General features: G+C 43.0%; 11 protein-coding genes. 7 read left to right on the top strand and 4 right to left on the bottom strand.

Annotated features, from left to right (window positions below; translation table 11 throughout):
• Positions 1-241 precede the first annotated feature (241 nt).
• The 5 genes from FLL46_RS20185 to FLL46_RS20165 all read left to right on the top strand — a co-directional run bounded on the left by FLL46_RS20185 (position 242) and on the right by FLL46_RS20165 (position 7,914).
• A complete protein-coding gene (locus FLL46_RS20185) occupies positions 242-733 on the top strand; it encodes a hypothetical protein (RefSeq protein WP_142933162.1) in 492 nt (163 codons plus the stop codon).
• A 190-nt stretch (positions 734-923) separates the two neighbouring features.
• The gene (locus FLL46_RS20180) at positions 924-2,387 is read left to right on the top strand and encodes a TolC family protein (protein ID WP_142933161.1); all 1,464 of its coding nucleotides are present in this window, start codon (positions 924-926) and stop codon (positions 2,385-2,387) included.
• Positions 2,384-4,018, top strand: a complete 1,635-nt coding sequence (locus tag FLL46_RS20175; protein ID WP_246119360.1) for an efflux RND transporter periplasmic adaptor subunit — start codon at positions 2,384-2,386, stop codon at positions 4,016-4,018. The genes FLL46_RS20180 and FLL46_RS20175 overlap by 4 nt, the downstream gene beginning before the upstream one ends.
• Positions 4,015-7,152: an efflux RND transporter permease subunit gene (locus tag FLL46_RS20170; RefSeq protein WP_142933160.1), complete on the top strand. Its 3,138-nt coding sequence runs from the start codon at positions 4,015-4,017 to the stop codon at positions 7,150-7,152. Before FLL46_RS20175 ends, FLL46_RS20170 begins: the two co-directional genes overlap by 4 nt.
• Positions 7,153-7,191: 39 nt before the next feature.
• Complete coding sequence (locus FLL46_RS20165; protein ID WP_142933159.1) at positions 7,192-7,914, top strand: ABC transporter permease; 723 nt, start codon at positions 7,192-7,194, stop codon at positions 7,912-7,914.
• Between the two features lie 36 nt (positions 7,915-7,950).
• On the opposite strand, the gene FLL46_RS20160 is transcribed toward FLL46_RS20165, so the two are convergent.
• Positions 7,951-8,805 carry an HDOD domain-containing protein gene (locus tag FLL46_RS20160; protein ID WP_142933158.1) on the bottom strand — a complete coding sequence of 285 codons (855 nt, stop codon included), beginning with the start codon at positions 8,803-8,805 and terminating at the stop codon, positions 7,951-7,953.
• Positions 8,806-8,987: 182 nt separating this feature from the next.
• Entirely contained in the window at positions 8,988-9,563 is a 576-nt protein-coding gene (locus FLL46_RS20155; RefSeq protein ID WP_142933157.1) for a pilin, read from the bottom strand.
• Positions 9,564-9,651: 88 nt separating this feature from the next.
• On the opposite strand from FLL46_RS20155, the gene FLL46_RS20150 reads away from it, so the two are divergent.
• Entirely contained in the window at positions 9,652-10,770 is a 1,119-nt protein-coding gene (locus FLL46_RS20150; protein WP_142933156.1) for a hypothetical protein, read from the top strand.
• Between the two features lie 334 nt (positions 10,771-11,104).
• Here the strand turns inward: FLL46_RS20150 and FLL46_RS20145 are convergent, their stop codons facing one another.
• Positions 11,105-13,492: a winged helix-turn-helix domain-containing protein gene (locus FLL46_RS20145; RefSeq protein WP_142933155.1), complete on the bottom strand. Its 2,388-nt coding sequence runs from the start codon at positions 13,490-13,492 to the stop codon at positions 11,105-11,107.
• A gap of 300 nt (positions 13,493-13,792) precedes the next feature.
• Here FLL46_RS20145 and FLL46_RS20140 point away from each other — a divergent pair, with 300 nt between their 5' ends.
• Complete coding sequence (locus FLL46_RS20140) at positions 13,793-14,269, top strand: hypothetical protein (protein ID WP_142933154.1); 477 nt, start codon at positions 13,793-13,795, stop codon at positions 14,267-14,269.
• A 181-nt stretch (positions 14,270-14,450) separates the two neighbouring features.
• Here the strand turns inward: FLL46_RS20140 and recG are convergent, their stop codons facing one another.
• Positions 14,451-16,544 carry an ATP-dependent DNA helicase RecG gene (gene recG / locus FLL46_RS20135; RefSeq protein WP_142933153.1) on the bottom strand — a complete coding sequence of 698 codons (2,094 nt, stop codon included), beginning with the start codon at positions 16,542-16,544 and terminating at the stop codon, positions 14,451-14,453.
• Positions 16,545-16,553 lie beyond the last annotated feature (9 nt).

Raw genomic sequence — 16,553 nt, 5'->3', positions numbered from 1 at the left:
AGTGGGCGCGATTTTATCACATTAGTTAATGGTTACCTACTATACAAAAGGTGGAAGTGAACAAAGCTCATTGGAGAGCGTTTTACCGCTGATAAAGTGGCCAAAACGCCCAATTCTCGGTGCGCACATGAAATGGTCAGGTAGTGGCCTTGAAAAGTGGCTAAGGGTTAATTGGAACTTTTTGCGATTGGGTGTATCCTATGGGTAGAGTTATTACTGGTGTTTCTTTCAATATTTCAAAATGTCGAATCGTAAATCAAAGCTCATTTCAGTGATGTTGGTGCTATTGTCCTTTGTTGGTCAAGTAGTCGCGTCAAAGGCAGTACATTGCCGTATGGAATTGGCCGGGAATGTTATGATGAATTCAATGCATGATGTTGAAAGCGACCCAAGCTCAATTAATGGCTCTCGAACAGAACTGGCTCAAAAAGAGCACGTTCACAACGATCATATGCACAACGATCATATGAACAATGAGCATACCCAAGCTCATGCTCAGCCAGACCATAAGACGATGGACCACCAGTCTCATTCAATGACAGCAGAGTCTCAACCAATGGATTGTTGTCAACTGAGCGGAGATTGTTCTATGGGAGCTTGCGCGACAGCTTTTCTAATAGCTGACGTTGGATTTGATTATGGTTCTTTGCCTTCTCAGAAAGTTTTTCAATCACTTTATCTGATTGTTAATCCGTCGATCACTACCCACTTTCGTCCCCCAATTTTGGCCTGACATAGGATCAGTGTGTCCAAAATTTGATGGGGAATGTATTGAGCTTCAATAGCCTTCCCTGATTTTTATTGCTGTTTCAGCAGAGCTATACCTGGTTTTATTGCTTTATTTCAAAGATTGGTTCTCCAGATTTTTTATCTCAATCTTTCGGATAAAGCCCTATTGGTATTTGCTTCTCGGGAGTTTTTAGATGATAAGTGTGAGTAAATGTCTGAATTGCGGGGTAAAGTCTCCGGCCGCTTTTAAGTTCAGAATGGGGTTGCTGCTGGTTTTAGTGAGCGCAACAATTTTGATGAATTCCTCGGCGTTGAAGGCTCAGGCCAAAAAACAGTCGGGCCGAATGTTAACGCTTGAAATGGCAATTTTGCAGGCTCAGGAAAAAGATCTCTGGATAACCGGGAATCTCCACGCCCAAAAAGCTGTCATGTCGCAAAGTGTTGTTGCTGGGACACTGCCAGATCCAAAACTGTCTGTTTCTATGGCGAATTTGCCGGTGGACAGTTTTGATTTTAGCCAGGAAGCAATGACCCAGTTTAAGTTGGGTTTTAGTCAAAAGCTGCCGCAAGGTGACACCTTGCAATTAAAACAAAAACAACTACAACAATTGAGTAGCCAGTTTCCCTACCAACGCCAGGCACGCAAAGCCGAGCTCGCGTTGATCGTAAGCCAGTTATGGCTTGAGACCTATAAAGCGGAAAAGAGCATTGCGCTGATCGAAAAAAATCGTTCTCTATTTGAACAGTTGGCCGATGTTGCTCAGGCCAGTTATTCATCTGCGGTTGGTAAAACCAGACAGCAAGATATTGTTCGTGCGCAACTGGAGCTAATACGTCTTGAAGATCGCCTGACCCAGCTAAAACAGCACAAGGAGGTTCACTGGCAAAAATTATCGGAATGGTTGAGCAATGAATTTGTTAGTCAGTTTAGTTTCAACAACGTGAACCGAAAGAGCAGAGGCAACATTGAGATTGCCAAACAACCGCCCGACATCAAACTGAACAACCGGAAAGTAACAAGTTTAGATTGGAGTCAGCAGCAACTGACTGAATTATTGTCCGGTCATCCCTCAATATTAACGTTGGAGAAAAAAATAGAAACATCTGCTATTGGCGTTGAATTAGCGCGACAGAAATATAAACCTTCGTGGGAATTTAGTGCAAGCTATGGTTACCGCGAGGATGATTTGCTGGGTAATGATCGTGCCGATTTGTTTTCCATTGGTGTTAGCTTTGAATTGCCATTGTTCACTGATAATCGTCAAGATAAACAAGTAGAAACGGCGATAGAGAATACATCCGCAGTGAAAACGGAAAAGTGGCTAAAGCTGCGAAAAATGCTGGCAGAGTTTGAGTCGACGAGAAGTGAATTATTGCGACTTAGTCAGCGACAGACGCTTTATCGCAATCAGTTGATCCCTCAAATGCACCAACAGGCAGAAGCTTCGCTGACTGCTTATACCAACGATGATGGCGATTTTGCCGAAGTGGTTAGAGCCAGGATCGCGCAGTTAAATGCGGAAATTGACGAGTTGGCTATTGATGTTATGCGGCAACAAGCAGTCGCAAAAATTAATTATTTTTTGGTGGGCTCTCGGCGTCTTGAATCAGTGGCCGGTTATCTCACAAACACATACTCTACAGGAGCTTCACAATGATTCGGTTAAATAAAAAAGCGGTACTGTTTATCGGAGTCATTTTAGGTGCCGTCTTAATGATGGCCATATTGAAAGTTGTTAATTCTTCCTTAGGAGGGATGACTCATGATCCGCAAACAAAATCAGAAAATGGCTCAGTAGAGAACACCATGGAAGAAAAGCCTCTTTACTGGGTTGCGCCAATGGATGCCAATTATAAAAGAGATAAGCCCGGCAAGTCTCCGATGGGAATGGATTTGATCCCCGTTTATGCAGAAGATTCTTCTTCCAATGAAAGCGGACCAGGAGCGATAAAAATTAGTCCGGAAGTTGTCAATAATCTGGGCGTGAGAACTTCCCTGGTGGTGAAGAAAGCTCTGCAGGCAGAAATTAACACGGTTGGGTATGTTCAGTACGACGAAAATTTATTAGTTCATATTCATCCTAGAGTTGAAGGCTGGATTGAAAAACTTTATCTAAAGGCTGAGGGCGATCCGGTCAAAAAAGGTCAGCCTCTTTACGAAATTTATTCCCCGGCGCTGGTCAACGCGCAAGAAGAATTACTCCTGGCGATTGAAAGAAAAAATAGGCGTTTGATTCGGGCTGCAGAAGAACGACTCGCCGCGCTGCAAATACCGAGTTCAGTCATTGAGCGATTGAGGAAAAACAGGCAGGTTTTACAACATATTACTTTTTTCGCACCGCAAAACGGTGTTGTTGATAATCTGAATATTCGGCAAGGTTTTTTTGTCAAACCGGGGACGACGTTAATGTCTATCGGCGCACTTGAACAAGTGTGGGTGGAGGCGGAAATTTTTGAACGACAAGCGCCGCTGGTTAAAACTGGAACTCCGGTGACAATGAGCCTGGATTATTTGCCAGGGCAGGATTGGCATGGAAAAGTTGATTACATTTATCCAACGCTGGATGCAACAACTCGAACTGTCAAAGTGCGATTGAGATTCGAGAATCGCAATAATTTGCTCAAGCCGAACATGTTTGCACAAGTGACTATTCATGCACAAAGTGAAACCGAAACCGTCGTTGTACCTAAGGAAGCCGTAATTCGTACCGGTAGTCAAGACCGGGTGGTACTAGCCTTAGAAAATGGTCGCTTTAAATCCATAGCTGTTAAAATCGGCATACAAGATCAACGTCATATGGAAATTCTTAGTGGTGTAAAAGCTGGCGAAAAGGTAGTGACTTCTGCGCAATTCTTAATTGATTCTGAGTCGAGCAAGTCGTCTGATTTTAAGCGAATGCAACCAATGAATAGCGACGAACAAACAATGGTAATGTCCGCTACCGTTGATGGAAAAATAAATACCATCGACGTAGAGAAACGCGTTGTTAACATTAGCCGTGGTCCAATTGAGAAATGGGGAAGAGCTGCAACAACAATGGATTTTTCCGTCGATAATTCAATTGACCTGTCTCAATTAAGTGAGAACGCTGTTGTTCGTTTTACATTTGAGATTAGAGACGGCAGTTTTATTATTATTGAATTAGATAAAACGACTTCTCAAAACGAGTCCTACGAGGAAAATCATTCTGCGCGTAACTCTTCTAAACATAGTTTCCATAAATATTTCAGTGGACTAAACAAGGTTCAATCTGTCGAACATGATGTCACTAAGGAGTTTTCTTCATGATTGAGTCGATAATTCGTTGGTCTGTTGCGAATCGTTTTTTCGTCTTACTGACCACTTTAATTTTAGTTGGCGTGGGTGGATACTCACTGAAAAATACACCTGTTGACGCTATTCCCGATTTGTCTGATGTGCAGGTTATTATCAAGACTTCCTATCCAGGCCAGGCACCACAAGTGGTTGAAGATCAGGTAACTTACCCACTTACCACGGCGATGTTATCGGTGCCCGGTGCAGTGACTGTTCGCGGCTATTCTTTTTTCGGTGACTCTTATGTTTATGTGATTTTCGATGAAAGCACCGATCTTTATTGGGCGCGAAGTCGAGTGTTGGAATACCTCAGTCAAGTGGCACCGACTATGCCTGATGCAGCGAAACCTCAATTGGGACCCGACGCCTCTGGTGTTGGCTGGATTTATCTTTACGCACTGGTTGATAAAACTGGTAAACACGATCTGAGCCAGTTACGAAGTTTGCAAGATTGGTTTTTAAAATATGAACTGCAAACTGTTGCAGGTGTATCGGAAGTGACTGCGCTTGGTGGCATGGTAAAACAATATCAAGTCAAAGTTAATCCTGATAAATTGCGCGCCTTTAGTATTCCGTTAGCCCATATTCAGATGGCAATCAAAAGAGCCAATCAAGAAATTGGCGCGTCGGTTGTCGAGATGGCTGAAGCGGAATATATGGTGCGCACTAACGGCTATTTAAAAAGCGAAGTTGATTTGGGTAATGTCCCCTTAGGCGTTAATCAAAACGGTACACCGTTACTACTCAAAGATGTAGCTGATATTTCTATCGGACCACAAATGCGACGAGGTATTGCGGAACTGAATGGTGAAGGTGAAGTGGTTGGCGGCATTGTCGTGATGCGCTTCGGTGAAAATGCGCAAAAGGTGATTGATGGCGTTAAAGCAAAACTGGAAGATTTGAAACAAGGTTTACCAGAAGGTGTCGAAGTGATCACCGTTTATGATAGAAGTGGACTTATCGAAAGAGCAGTCGAAAACTTATGGTTTAAATTACTCGAAGAATTCGCCGTTGTGGCCCTGGTTTGTATCATTTTCTTATTTCATGTTCGTTCTTCGTTGGTCGCGATTTTTAGTTTACCGGTAGGAATTTTAACGGCTTTCATTGTCATGCACCTGCAGGGGCTTAACGCGAATATTATGTCGCTTGGTGGCATTGCGATAGCAATCGGGGCGATGATTGATGGTGCGATTGTAATGATTGAAAATATGCACAAGCACATGGAAAAAACGCCAATTACCAAAGAAAATCGTTGGCAGGTAGTGGTTGAGTCTGCCGTCGAAGTCGGGCCGGCGTTATTCTTTAGTTTACTCATTATTACAGTTAGCTTTGTTCCTGTGTTTACACTAGAGGCGCAGGAAGGGCGAATGTTTTCTCCCCTTGCTTTTACCAAAACCTATGCGATGGCTGCGTCTGCAGCGTTGGCAGTGACATTGGTTCCAGTATTAATGGGCTATTTCATCCGTGGCAAAGTGCGCTCAGAAAAAGACAATCCGCTTAATCGAATTCTAATCGCGGGTTACATGCCCATTTTGAAAAAAGTATTACGATATCCTAAAACGGTGCTGGTATTAGCATTAATGATTTCTATCTCGGTACTTTGGCCGCTGGATAAAATTGGCAGTGAATTTATTCCTCCACTGGATGAAGGCGATCTAATGTATATGCCGACAACCTATCCTGGAATTTCAATTGGAAAAGCGCGCGAGTTATTACAGCAAACTGACAAACTGATTCGAACGGTTCCCGAAGTTGAAAATGTTTTTGGAAAAGTAGGGCGAGCTGAAACTGCAACTGACCCGGCACCGCTGACCATGATAGAAACTTTTATTCAACTGAAACCCCGTGAGCAATGGCGGGAAGGTTTAACGACTAAAGGATTGATTAAAGAATTAGATTCGTTGGTAAAATTGCCTGGAGTCACGAACGCGTGGGTTATGCCAATTAAAACGCGTATCGACATGTTAGCGACAGGTATTAAGACGCCTGTTGGAATTAAGGTCGCTGGGCCAGACTTGTCAAAAATACAGGAAATTGGTCAGCAGTTAGAATCTATTTTGAAAGATGCACCCGGTACGGCTTCAGTTTATTCAGAAAGAGTGGCTGGCGGCCGCTACATTAAAGTTGATATCAAACGTGAAAAAGCAGCGCGTTATGGACTGAATATTGCCGATGTTCAACAGGTGGTAGCCACTGCAATCGGCGGTGTGAATGTGACGAAAACGGTTGAGGGATTGGAACGATATCCAGTGAATATTCGCTATCCTCAGGACTATCGCAATTCTCCAGAGCAACTGTCTCTGTTGCCGATTGTTACGCCGAGGGGGCAAAGGATTTCGTTATCTGATGTTGCCAATATTTTTATTGAAGACGGCCCACCCGGGATCAAAAGTGAAAACGCACGAACTAACGGCTGGACCTTTATTGATATTGAAGGCGTGGATGTTGGAAGCTACGTGGTTGAAGCGCAAAAGTTGGTGAAGGAAAAACTGGATTTACCGCCTGGTTATTCGCTAAATTGGTCTGGACAATATGAGTATATGTTGCGCGCTAAGGAAAAACTGACCTACGTCGTACCGCTGACTTTGGCGATAATTGTGGTTTTATTGTTTATGAATTTCCGAAATTTTACGGAAGTAATGATTATCATGGGAACTTTGCCGTTAGCGCTTGTGGGTAGTGTCTGGTTAATGTATTGGCAAGGTTTTAACTTCTCGGTTGCTGTAGGGGTCGGTTTTATTGCACTTGCCGGGGTGGCCGTTGAAATCGGCGTCATTATGTTGGTTTATCTTAACCAGGCGTATCAATCTATGTTAGAAGAGTGTCGGCAAAACGGGCGGCCACTTGAAGCGGATAAAATTCTATCGGTTGTACTCCACGGTGCCGGCATGCGAGTGAGACCTGTAATGATGACGGCCGCGGCGATCATTGTGGGGTTACTACCGATCCTTTATGGTGATGGTACTGGCTCTGAAGTGATGAGTCGAATTGCGGCGCCAATGGTTGGTGGTATGATAAGTGCCGTTATACTAACATTAGTAGTGTTGCCGGCGGTTTATTATCTATGGCGGCGTTATAATGTTCAGCAAAGCCTGATAAAAAACTAAAACCGGCAAGTAATAAATTGAAAAATAAGAAGTAAATATATGAGTGACTCGGTACAAACGATCTCCCTGCTCAATTTGGCTTTTACCCTGATCCCGGTTTTTGTGGTGATAGCCATCCTTGTCAAATGGTCCATCGGCGCGGGAAAGGGATTGTACGCGCTTTCGAGAATGTTAGTTCAACTGCTAATAGTCGGCTATTTTTTAACATTTATCTTTGAGTCTGATAGTGCATGGCTGGTTGTCGCGATTCTGGCTGTTATGGTTTTTTCATCCAGCTGGATTGCACTGGGTACTGTTAAGGAACAACGATTGGCACTTTATAAAAAAGCACTTGTTTCCATCATTATTGGTGGCGGGACAACCTTGTTTGTTGTTACTCAAGGAGTGCTCGAAATTGAACAATGGTATGCGCCGCGTTATGTTGTTCCAATCGCGGGCATGATTTTTGCGAACTCGATGAATAGTGTGAGTTTGGCTGCAGAAAGAATGCAATCTGAAATCAGTCGTGGCGCTGATTATAAAACCGCTCGCAATATTGCTTTTCAGGCGTCGTTGATCCCAATTACCAACTCGTTATTCGCAGTCGGCCTGGTTTCTTTGCCCGGAATGATGACGGGGCAAATTTTATCTGGTGTATCACCGTTAATTGCAGTTCGATATCAAATTATGGTGATGTGTATGATTTTTGGTTCGGCGGGAATTTCTGCGGCGTGTTTTCTTGTTGTTACCCGGGCAAATTTCTTAGCCAGGTCGAAAAGTTAATGGTTGGTCTAAAGGAACGAGAAAGTTTACAAAGAGTTAAGCATTACTAAGGGCCTGCCGGGTTTCGGCTATTCTCTGTTTTGCGTCGGCAACGAATTGCAAACTGCGCTCCGGGGAAAGCTGGGCTTCCAGGTGAAGTTTGATAAAGGCAGGTAGTTGGTTAATTCTTGGTGGTGGTTTTAGTTGAGGCTGACCTAAATAAGTGTGAAGTTTGGCAATTAAAATTAAGTCGGTCAGGTTCACTTCAGGCTGCTCATTACACTTCCAGTTATCACGATTTTTTGCCACATTAATAAATTTTTGTTGAAGCCCCCAGTGTTTCAAAATTGCGCTGCCGACGTTAGCTGCATAGCGATCAAACAGGAACAGCATAGCTTGATCATCGTCGATTAACTCCGGGTACTTGGCTGCCTTGTCGATCAGCGGCAAGCAACCGATATCCTGGATGAGACCTGCCAGTATCGCTTCGTCGGGATCAAAGGATTCAGAAATGTGCTCAGCAATGACATTCGCAACTGCGGCGGTGTAGGTGCTATTTTGCCAGATTTTTTCTAACCATTTTGCTGCATTTTTATTTTTGACACTGAATAAAGCTCTGATCGCGTAAGTCATTGCGATATTGCGAGTATTCTGTAATCCCAATCGTCCAATGGCTAGACCGACATTTTTAATTTCGGCCGCTCCACGATACAAGGGGGAATTAGATATTTGTAGCAAGTAGCCACAAAAAGCCAGATCAGTTTCGGCCATTTTCCCTAGTTTGCCAATATCTACATCAGGATCGGCGGCAGTTTTTTTTATCTTCAGACAAACCTCTGGTAGTGCTGGTAGTTTCACATTACCTGCAGCCAGGTCTTTATGGATTTGTATAAGAATGCTTTTTCGGCTCATTGAAACTCTAGTTAAATAAAAATAATTCGTCTTGAATTTTGCCCGACGGTGCTCAGATGTATTATCTCAATTGTAGTTGTTAAGTGGGGAAATTGCTGTAAGTTATGCGCTTGATTGTAAGGAGGCGATGTTGACCACTTGAGAATCAACTAACCGGAGAGAGTTCAATTATTGGCTGCCGGTTACTGACTGACAATTTCTTGCGTTTGAATTCCTTCCCCCAGACGACACGCTTTTGTTCTTAATCTGATTAGTGCACTGCCGCCGATACATTTCCAGCGAATTTTACTATTCGCGATAAAGGGTTCTAGCAGAATTGACTGGTTAGCCAGTAAGCTTTCCCCGTCACCAAACTGAAGAGTGATTGCATTACCGGTGACGCGCATGTCAAGTGAGATAGTTGATTGCGTGTTAGTAAGGTCTGTAAATGATAAAGAGTGGGTTTGAGAAATTGCCGGTAAGGTCCCGGAAGATTGAAATTCTTGCTCTAACTTTTCAGCATTATTAGCGAAAGTTTTTATTGCTAGTTCGAAAAGCTGGTGGTCATGGCGTTCTGGATCTGAATAAATTGCATAGAATAATCCGGCGATAATCGAAGCAACTAATAGGATGGCGATAGTAAAAGTTTTGGCCATATTCTCTCCGCAAGTTTCATCTGATTTTATCTCGATATTCCAGGTCTGATTTTGGTTCATGCGCCAGGTCAGATAATTCATCATACGATAATTAGCCAGAATTAAACAACTTTTATGCCACATTCTGCCGCTTGTTAGATAGATTTTAATCCTCAAAATCGGCTAACATTACCATCAAAGAATTTTCGAATTATGAACTTTGGAGCATTGCGTGCCTCTTTTGAAGTCATTGTTGTGTTTTAAAGGCTATGATAATGGTCGGCGTTTCCTGCTGATTAATCTGGCTTGTTACCTGTTATTAATTTTATTTAGTTCAGTGTTGGCTCAAGCGCCTGTTTTGCTTGTGCTCCTGCTGCTTGTTTGCACGCCGGTAATGCTTGCCTCGTCGATGAGACGGATTCATGATGCCGGATTCGCGACACCCTTCGCCGCCGGACCGGTGATTGTGTTTTGGGTGTGCGTGTTTGGCATTGCTTATATTAATCATGGGGCCAGTTGGACATTGTTAATTCTGGCGGTGTTAGTCACGTTGGCAATGACAACTATTAGCAACGCCAGAGTCAGGAGAGAGCGTAGTTATGTTTGGGGTTATTCCGGGCCGATAAATCTTTCTGACTCAGTTGATACTCCGCAACCTCAGCACTTTCAGCAACAACGAATTGAGCCAACAATTACCGGCGGTAGTAGTGAGTTAAATACGCATGTTGACGGAGCTGGTCAGGTAGAAACCGGCGCGTCAGGCAGCGTAGAAAACCACCAATATGAAGAACCGGCCGGGCGTGCAGCACAGGTCAGTTGGGAGCAACAACTAAATCAATGGTTTATCGCTAACAAGCAATTTACTATTGTCGGTTCTATTGTGATTTCACTCGTTGTGGTCGTCGGTATCGTTTTGTCACTATTTGATGAAGAAGTGCCGCTCCAAACTGTTGCAGAGCAACCGGTTGTTGAAGCCCCTAAAGAACGCTTAAATAAAATAGAAATGCCAGATAATTTCTGGATTATGCTAGATAAGAATGACGCTTTAACTATTGCCTGGCAAGGTGATTTTAAAACAGACGGTGAGCTTTGGTCTGCGATAACCGGTAAGGGCGATAAGGATTGTTTTGAAATTAGTTTTAATAACCGTGATAAATTTCGAAGCATGAAAGTCACGGTAAAAAATGGGGGAGATTATTATGCTGACTTTTCTCCTGTGGATACGCAAAATGCTATCAAAGCAATCGCACTACGCGACAAATTTAAGTTATGCGGCTATGAGTTCTCTCTTAAGGGAACTCAGGCTCGATTAATGAATAATAAAAAATACTCTGTTTACTTCGAAGAGTAGTTTTTTGATTTGCATGGCTAGGGCGTGTTTACCTTTCGTTCTTTGAGATTGCCGAGGTCATTTTTTTGTTCAGCAAGGCGAAAGATGAGCCATGTAGCCATTCTACAGGTTCAGCTTTTAACGCTGCTGGGCGAAAAAATGGCCCGGCCCTTCGGGTTGTGGCTAAAATTTCGCCACTCTGCGTCGTTTGTCGCTCATTTAGAATAACTAAACCACGCTCCGCTCTTCGGGATGCCGAACCACTTGATTGGCAAAATTTTAGCCGCAACAATTTCAAAGAACGAAAGGTAAACACGCCCTAGCTAACTTAGTCCAACTCTCCGGTCAGACAGGATTATGGACTAAGTAAAGCTAGCTTTTGTTGTTGCATGTCTTTTTGAATGTATTCTATGAGCTGTTCAAATCTGGTTTCCTGGTTGATTTTTCGAAAAGCGTTGTTGTTAAGAATGTCCAGCTGCCAGATGAATCTGAAGCCTTTATTAACTGACTTTTCCAGCATCTCTAAAGCACCATTGTTATCGCCTTGAATGGCGAGTAATTCTGCTTCTATTAAATAATCCCTTGCCTTTAGTTGGTCGCGGTGCCGCCGCTGATAGGAAAGGTTTACGGTTTCCATTTGATTCATGAGCGCTAGGTATTCATCGTTCTTATTCAGCATTTTGAGTATGTTGGCATAACTCAGTAAGCTTCTGAGCCTTAACTTTTTAGGAAATGCACCTTTACTGATACTGAGTTCAGGAGAGTCTTTAAAGCGTCTGACTTCTGGGCTATATGTCAGCAAAAACTGCTCAGCCTCCAGCGGTTTGTTAAGCCATAAAAGCTGGTTGGTCACAATGCGGATCAGCAGCTCACGTGAACCATGAGAAAAACGGACATTGTCTTCGTCAAAAATAGATTTTGCAGCCTCCATAGCCTCTGCTTCTCTGCCATGATTCAGATAATATAGCGACTCGATTAACGCGCCGAAAGCATTAATCATTGTGGATTTTTGATGATTTAAAATGGCGAGATCTTCTTGTGGAGCAAGTGTCCCGAGTGTGAGGTAGCCCAGTTGCATAAAATATAAGAGCTCAGGATCATTTCTATCCATTTTTGCGGCGGTTTCTAATACTTTAATACCTTGCTGAATATTGCCTCGCTGGTTCATATAAAGCTGTGCAATCCGCCATAAGTGATTGGGATTTCTTGGATTGATTTCCGAAGCTCTTTGTATTGACTCTAGTGCTTCAGTGATTCTTCCTCGTTTAACCAGGTAGTGCCCATACATCAACCTGATGGTATCGTTAAAAGGATCTTCTTTTATCGCTTCATAAAATAAGTGTTCTGAGTTACTTTTATTGTTGGCGTATAAAACCATGGCTAATTGCGCTTTCGATTCAGAGTCATTGGGCGAAAGTTCCAGGGCTTTTCTAAACAGCGCTGCGCAATTTTCTGGTTCGTTTTCAAAGAATGAATGTTTTGCCAATACAGAATAAATACGACCATTTTTAGGAGACAGCCTTTTTGCTTCATCAAGGTGTGCTTTGGCTTGGTCACGCAACCCACTATCATTGCTTGCGCCTGTTTCCAATAAAAGTAGTTTTGCAAAGGCCAGTTCGGTCAAAGCGTTAGCAAATCCCGGCTCTATTTCTAATGCTGTACTAAAAAATTCAACAGATTGTTCAAGTGCTTGGTGAGTATTGATCTTTACTGCGTCCAGCCCCTTAAGATAGAGAAGGTATGCTTGAGTATTGAGTTGCGGAATTGATTTTGGCCTAAGTTGATCGGCTTTGTTACTCAATTCGGGCAATAAGGCGCTGACGATGGAGCGGCTGATTTCGTCTTGAATATTAAAAATATTGTTGAGTTCTCTCTGGTAGGTTTTTGACCATAACTGATACCCATTATTGGCATCGATGAGTTGAGCTGTGACTCTCAGTATCTGTCCATCTAAGCGGACACTACCTTCAACCACTGCGCCGACATTGAGTGCTTTTCCAATTTCTGGAACGCTGAGAGATTTATTTTTTAGTGAATAGGCCGAAGTACGAGCGGTTACTTTCAAACCTTTTACTCTGGCGAGCTGATTCATTAATTCATCACTGATACCGTTTGAGAAATAGGTTTGATCGCCCTCAATGCTTAAGTCATCGAACGGCATAACGGCAATCGCGTTAAAAGGCAGAATGCTTTTGCTTTGCGGAGCTGGAGAGTTTGCCTGAGAATTTTTGTGAGAAGGGAATTCTATTAGTTTTACCAAAAGTAAGCTAATAGAAGCAACCAGAACGATGACTGAACCCCAGGTTTTTATTGAGAATTTTGAGTTTGGTTGAGCTGTTTGAAAACTGTTCTCTTCAGATTCGATGGGTAATTCGTCAGGCTTACCAGATAAATCGGGAGTGACATCACTTTCGTCTGAGAAACTTCGAACCTGGGCTAATAGTCGGTAGCCGCGTTTAGGAATCGTTTCAATAAAAGCGGGTTGCTGCCGGTTGTCTCCAAAAGCTTTTCTGAGCTGGCTGAGAGCATAATAAATTGAGTCATTGTTAACTGCGGTGTCTCGCCATACTTTATCGAGTATATCCTGTGTCGTAACCACTTCACCATTAGCTTCGGCTAGCAAAACAAGCAAGTCCATTTCTTTAGGGCGAATTGTTACTTGTTTATCGCCGGCACTAAGTCTCACCAGGTCGGGCTCAACCAGCCAGTCGGCAATCCAGAATACATTACTTTTATTGCTCATTAATCGAAACTCATTAATCGATAGTAATAGTTGCTTTTAGACTAGTAATATTTATTTCTTGGGTTCAGACAAAAACCAATTCTCAGGCTTTTCAGAATAATACCTCATACATCAAAGGGTTAAATAGAACTCAGAGTTATTTCAGGTAAATATCAGGACTTTATCGGTTTGAATTCAGTTCTTTATTTTTCATTCTCGTTAAACTTTTTCCATGACAACGATGAATACCTTTTATTACCGCCGCTTTGTCGAGAGGTTGCAAATCGTGTTCTCGAAGTCTCTCTGATCAGGAGAGTATATATGAAAATTTCAAGGTGCTTAGCCAAAAAATCGAATTGTACAGTCAAAAATTGTATCAAAACGTCACTCGTCAGTTTGTTTTTATTGAGTGCTCAATTTAGCTTTTCGAATCCAGCGATTGAATCAGCGAATCAATCAACAGAAAAAGTTAAACAAGTGGGAAACAGTGTGGATAGTTATAAACCGCAAACTCTGATTTCCAGTCAAAAGGCAAAAAGAATAGTCAGGCGTTTTTTGTTTAGCAGAGGTTATTCCAAACAAATTGCACCAGGTGGTGCACAGATACGCGAAATTGTGTCTGATGGTCCTTATTGGAAGGTGTTAGTCGGTTTGCGCAAAAACTCGGCAACAAGTGTCGAAAAACATCTACTGTACGTTAGCAAGCAGACCGGTTTGCTCAGTGAAGTTCGTCCTGTCAGTCAGGAAAGGCTTGTTGATTCAACTAAGAAGTTGAGGTTAAAGAATTATAAGAAATGACTCCATGGTCATTGGTTGGCTAGTGGTAGCCAGTTTTTACTGGTTATTCACTAGCATTTTTTATTTCAAAGAGCGCGGCCATAACATAACGGCAACATGCCCTGGTATGAAAGGAGTTGGTAACTAACGGAATTAGCAATGAACAGAAAAACAGGAGACTTTAATAAAAGAGTAATTGACCTTAGACTCTGCTCAAATCTTCTTTGCTTTTAACCCACCGCGTACAAAGCGCTTCGGCTAGCTTAGGGGAGTTTTCCATAAGATCGTTTGCGCAAAAGTAAACATCGGGCAAGAGATCGCTGTCACGAATAATATCGGCAAATTGATAGGCAATTGCGCCGGTTTGGCGGGTTCCCAGAACTTCGCCCGGGCCACGCAATTCAAGATCTTTTTCTGCAATAACAAATCCATCATTGGTTTCGCGCATAACCTTAAGGCGTTGTTTGGCATTTTGCGAAAGCGGTCCATGGTACATCAGTAAGCAATGACTTTCTTTTTCGCCTCGACCGACGCGGCCTCGCAGTTGGTGTAATTGCGAAAGACCTAATCTTTCAGGATTTTCAATAACCATTAAGCTAGCGTTGGGAACATCAACACCAACTTCAATTACAGTAGTCGCGACCAAAAGATCTGTTTTTCCAGCTTTAAAATCGTTCATGACTTGTTGCTTAAGGTCATTTTTCATTCGGCCGTGAATAAGTGCTACTTTTAGTTCTGGAAGCCGCTCGATAAGTTGTTGGTGTGTCGCTTCTGCGGCCTGGCACTGGAGTTCTTCTGATTCGTCGATTAATGTACAAACCCAGTAAATTTGTCGATGGTCATTAAGACAAGCTTGCTTAACCCGTTCGATCACCTGGTCGCGTTTTTCACTGCCGACTACTGCAGTTGTGACGGGCTTTCTGCCCGGTGGTAGTTCGTCAATGACCGAAAGATCCAGATCGGCGTATGCTGTCTGAGTTAAGGTACGCGGTATTGGTGTCGCTGTCATGACTAGCTGATGTGGTCGGTATTTTCCCTGATTTGCCTGCAAGCTTTTTTCTAACAGGGTTTTTCGTTGTTCAACCCCAAATCGGTGTTGTTCATCAATGACAACTAATGCCAGTTGATTAAATTGAACTTGATCCTGAAATAATGCGTGTGTGCCAATGATAATTTTGGAGTCACCGCTTGCGATGTTTTCTAATGCCGTTCTTTTTAAAGGGGCAGACATTTTACTGGTTAATAAAGTGACATTAATGTCAAATGATCGAAACCAGTTCTCGAAAGATTTGAAGTGCTGCTCCGCGAGAATTTCCGTTGGTGCCATGAGTATTGCTTGATAGTTAGCGCTAACAACGGTCAGCATATTAAGTGCTGCAACCAGTGTTTTGCCTGATCCAACATCACCTTGGACCAAGCGCATCATGGGATGTTTTTTCTCAAGATCAGATTGAATTTCGCTAATGACCTGGTTTTGTGCGTTGGTCAGTTCGAATGGCAGAGAGCGTCTAAACTCTCCATCCTTAGCCTTGTTTTGCCGAAAAGAAATGGCATTGTGGGCTTGAGTCTTTAATTTTATTTTTTGTAGTGAAATATGCTGCGCAACCAATTCTTCAAAAGCGAGTCTTTTGATTAAAGGATGTTCCCCCGACTCCAGTGCCGCCAGCGAAATATCCAGCGGGGGTTGATGAAGCATCATTAGTGCGTCGGCCAGCGGCGGAAAATCGAGTTTTTCCAACCACTGCTGCGGGATAAGTTCAGTGACATTTGAGCGTTTTAGTTGAGATAGTGCTTGACGTATTGCTGAAGTAAAAGTGCGTTGTTGCAGCCCTTCTGTTGTTGGGTAAACGGCTTGTAATCCTTCCTGAAGCTTTGGAATTGCGCTGTCTTTTAAATAAGTCAGCTCAGGGTGAATCATGCCAAAGTTTTTTCCGGTATGACTCACTTGACCGTAGCACTGTATGTATTGTCCTCTCACAAATTGCTTTTTCTGGGCCATTGAAAAATAAAACAACCTGATATCAAGAATGCCGGTACCATCTGAAATTTTGCATACCAGCGAGCGACGCTTGCCGAATACGATATCAGAGGCTTCAATCATGCCGCAGACTTGTGCTGTCTGTCCTTGCTGCAAACTGGCAATGGGGTGAATTCTACTGCGGTCCTGGTACCTTAGCGGCAGGTGAAACAGCAAATCTTCCAGCGAGCATATGGACAGTCGGTTTAACTTTTCAGCGACTTTAGGGCCCACGCCTTTCAGGCTGCTAACTGGAATTGTGGCAAGCTTTGTCTGCAAGAGGTGATT

The organism is Aliikangiella coralliicola (genome assembly GCF_007004725.1).
Taxonomy (GTDB): domain Bacteria; phylum Pseudomonadota; class Gammaproteobacteria; order Enterobacterales; family Kangiellaceae; genus Aliikangiella; species Aliikangiella coralliicola.
This window is presented reverse-complemented; position numbering and strand designations above follow the sequence as displayed.

What these genes read in the sequence shown, in the direction of transcription:
- FLL46_RS20185 (WP_142933162.1), top strand. Translation starts at nt 242, where the DNA reads ATGTCGAATCGTAAATCAAAGCTCATTTCAGTGATGTTGGTGCTATTG.
- FLL46_RS20180 (WP_142933161.1), top strand. Translation starts at nt 924, where the DNA reads ATGATAAGTGTGAGTAAATGTCTGAATTGCGGGGTAAAGTCTCCGGCC.
- FLL46_RS20175 (WP_246119360.1), top strand. Translation starts at nt 2,384, where the DNA reads ATGATTCGGTTAAATAAAAAAGCGGTACTGTTTATCGGAGTCATTTTA.
- FLL46_RS20170 (WP_142933160.1), top strand. Translation starts at nt 4,015, where the DNA reads ATGATTGAGTCGATAATTCGTTGGTCTGTTGCGAATCGTTTTTTCGTC.
- FLL46_RS20165 (WP_142933159.1), top strand. Translation starts at nt 7,192, where the DNA reads ATGAGTGACTCGGTACAAACGATCTCCCTGCTCAATTTGGCTTTTACC.
- FLL46_RS20160 (WP_142933158.1), bottom strand. Translation starts at nt 8,805, where the DNA reads ATGAGCCGAAAAAGCATTCTTATACAAATCCATAAAGACCTGGCTGCA.
- FLL46_RS20155 (WP_142933157.1), bottom strand. Translation starts at nt 9,563, where the DNA reads ATGTGGCATAAAAGTTGTTTAATTCTGGCTAATTATCGTATGATGAAT.
- FLL46_RS20145 (WP_142933155.1), bottom strand. Translation starts at nt 13,492, where the DNA reads ATGAGCAATAAAAGTAATGTATTCTGGATTGCCGACTGGCTGGTTGAG.
- FLL46_RS20140 (WP_142933154.1), top strand. Translation starts at nt 13,793, where the DNA reads ATGAAAATTTCAAGGTGCTTAGCCAAAAAATCGAATTGTACAGTCAAA.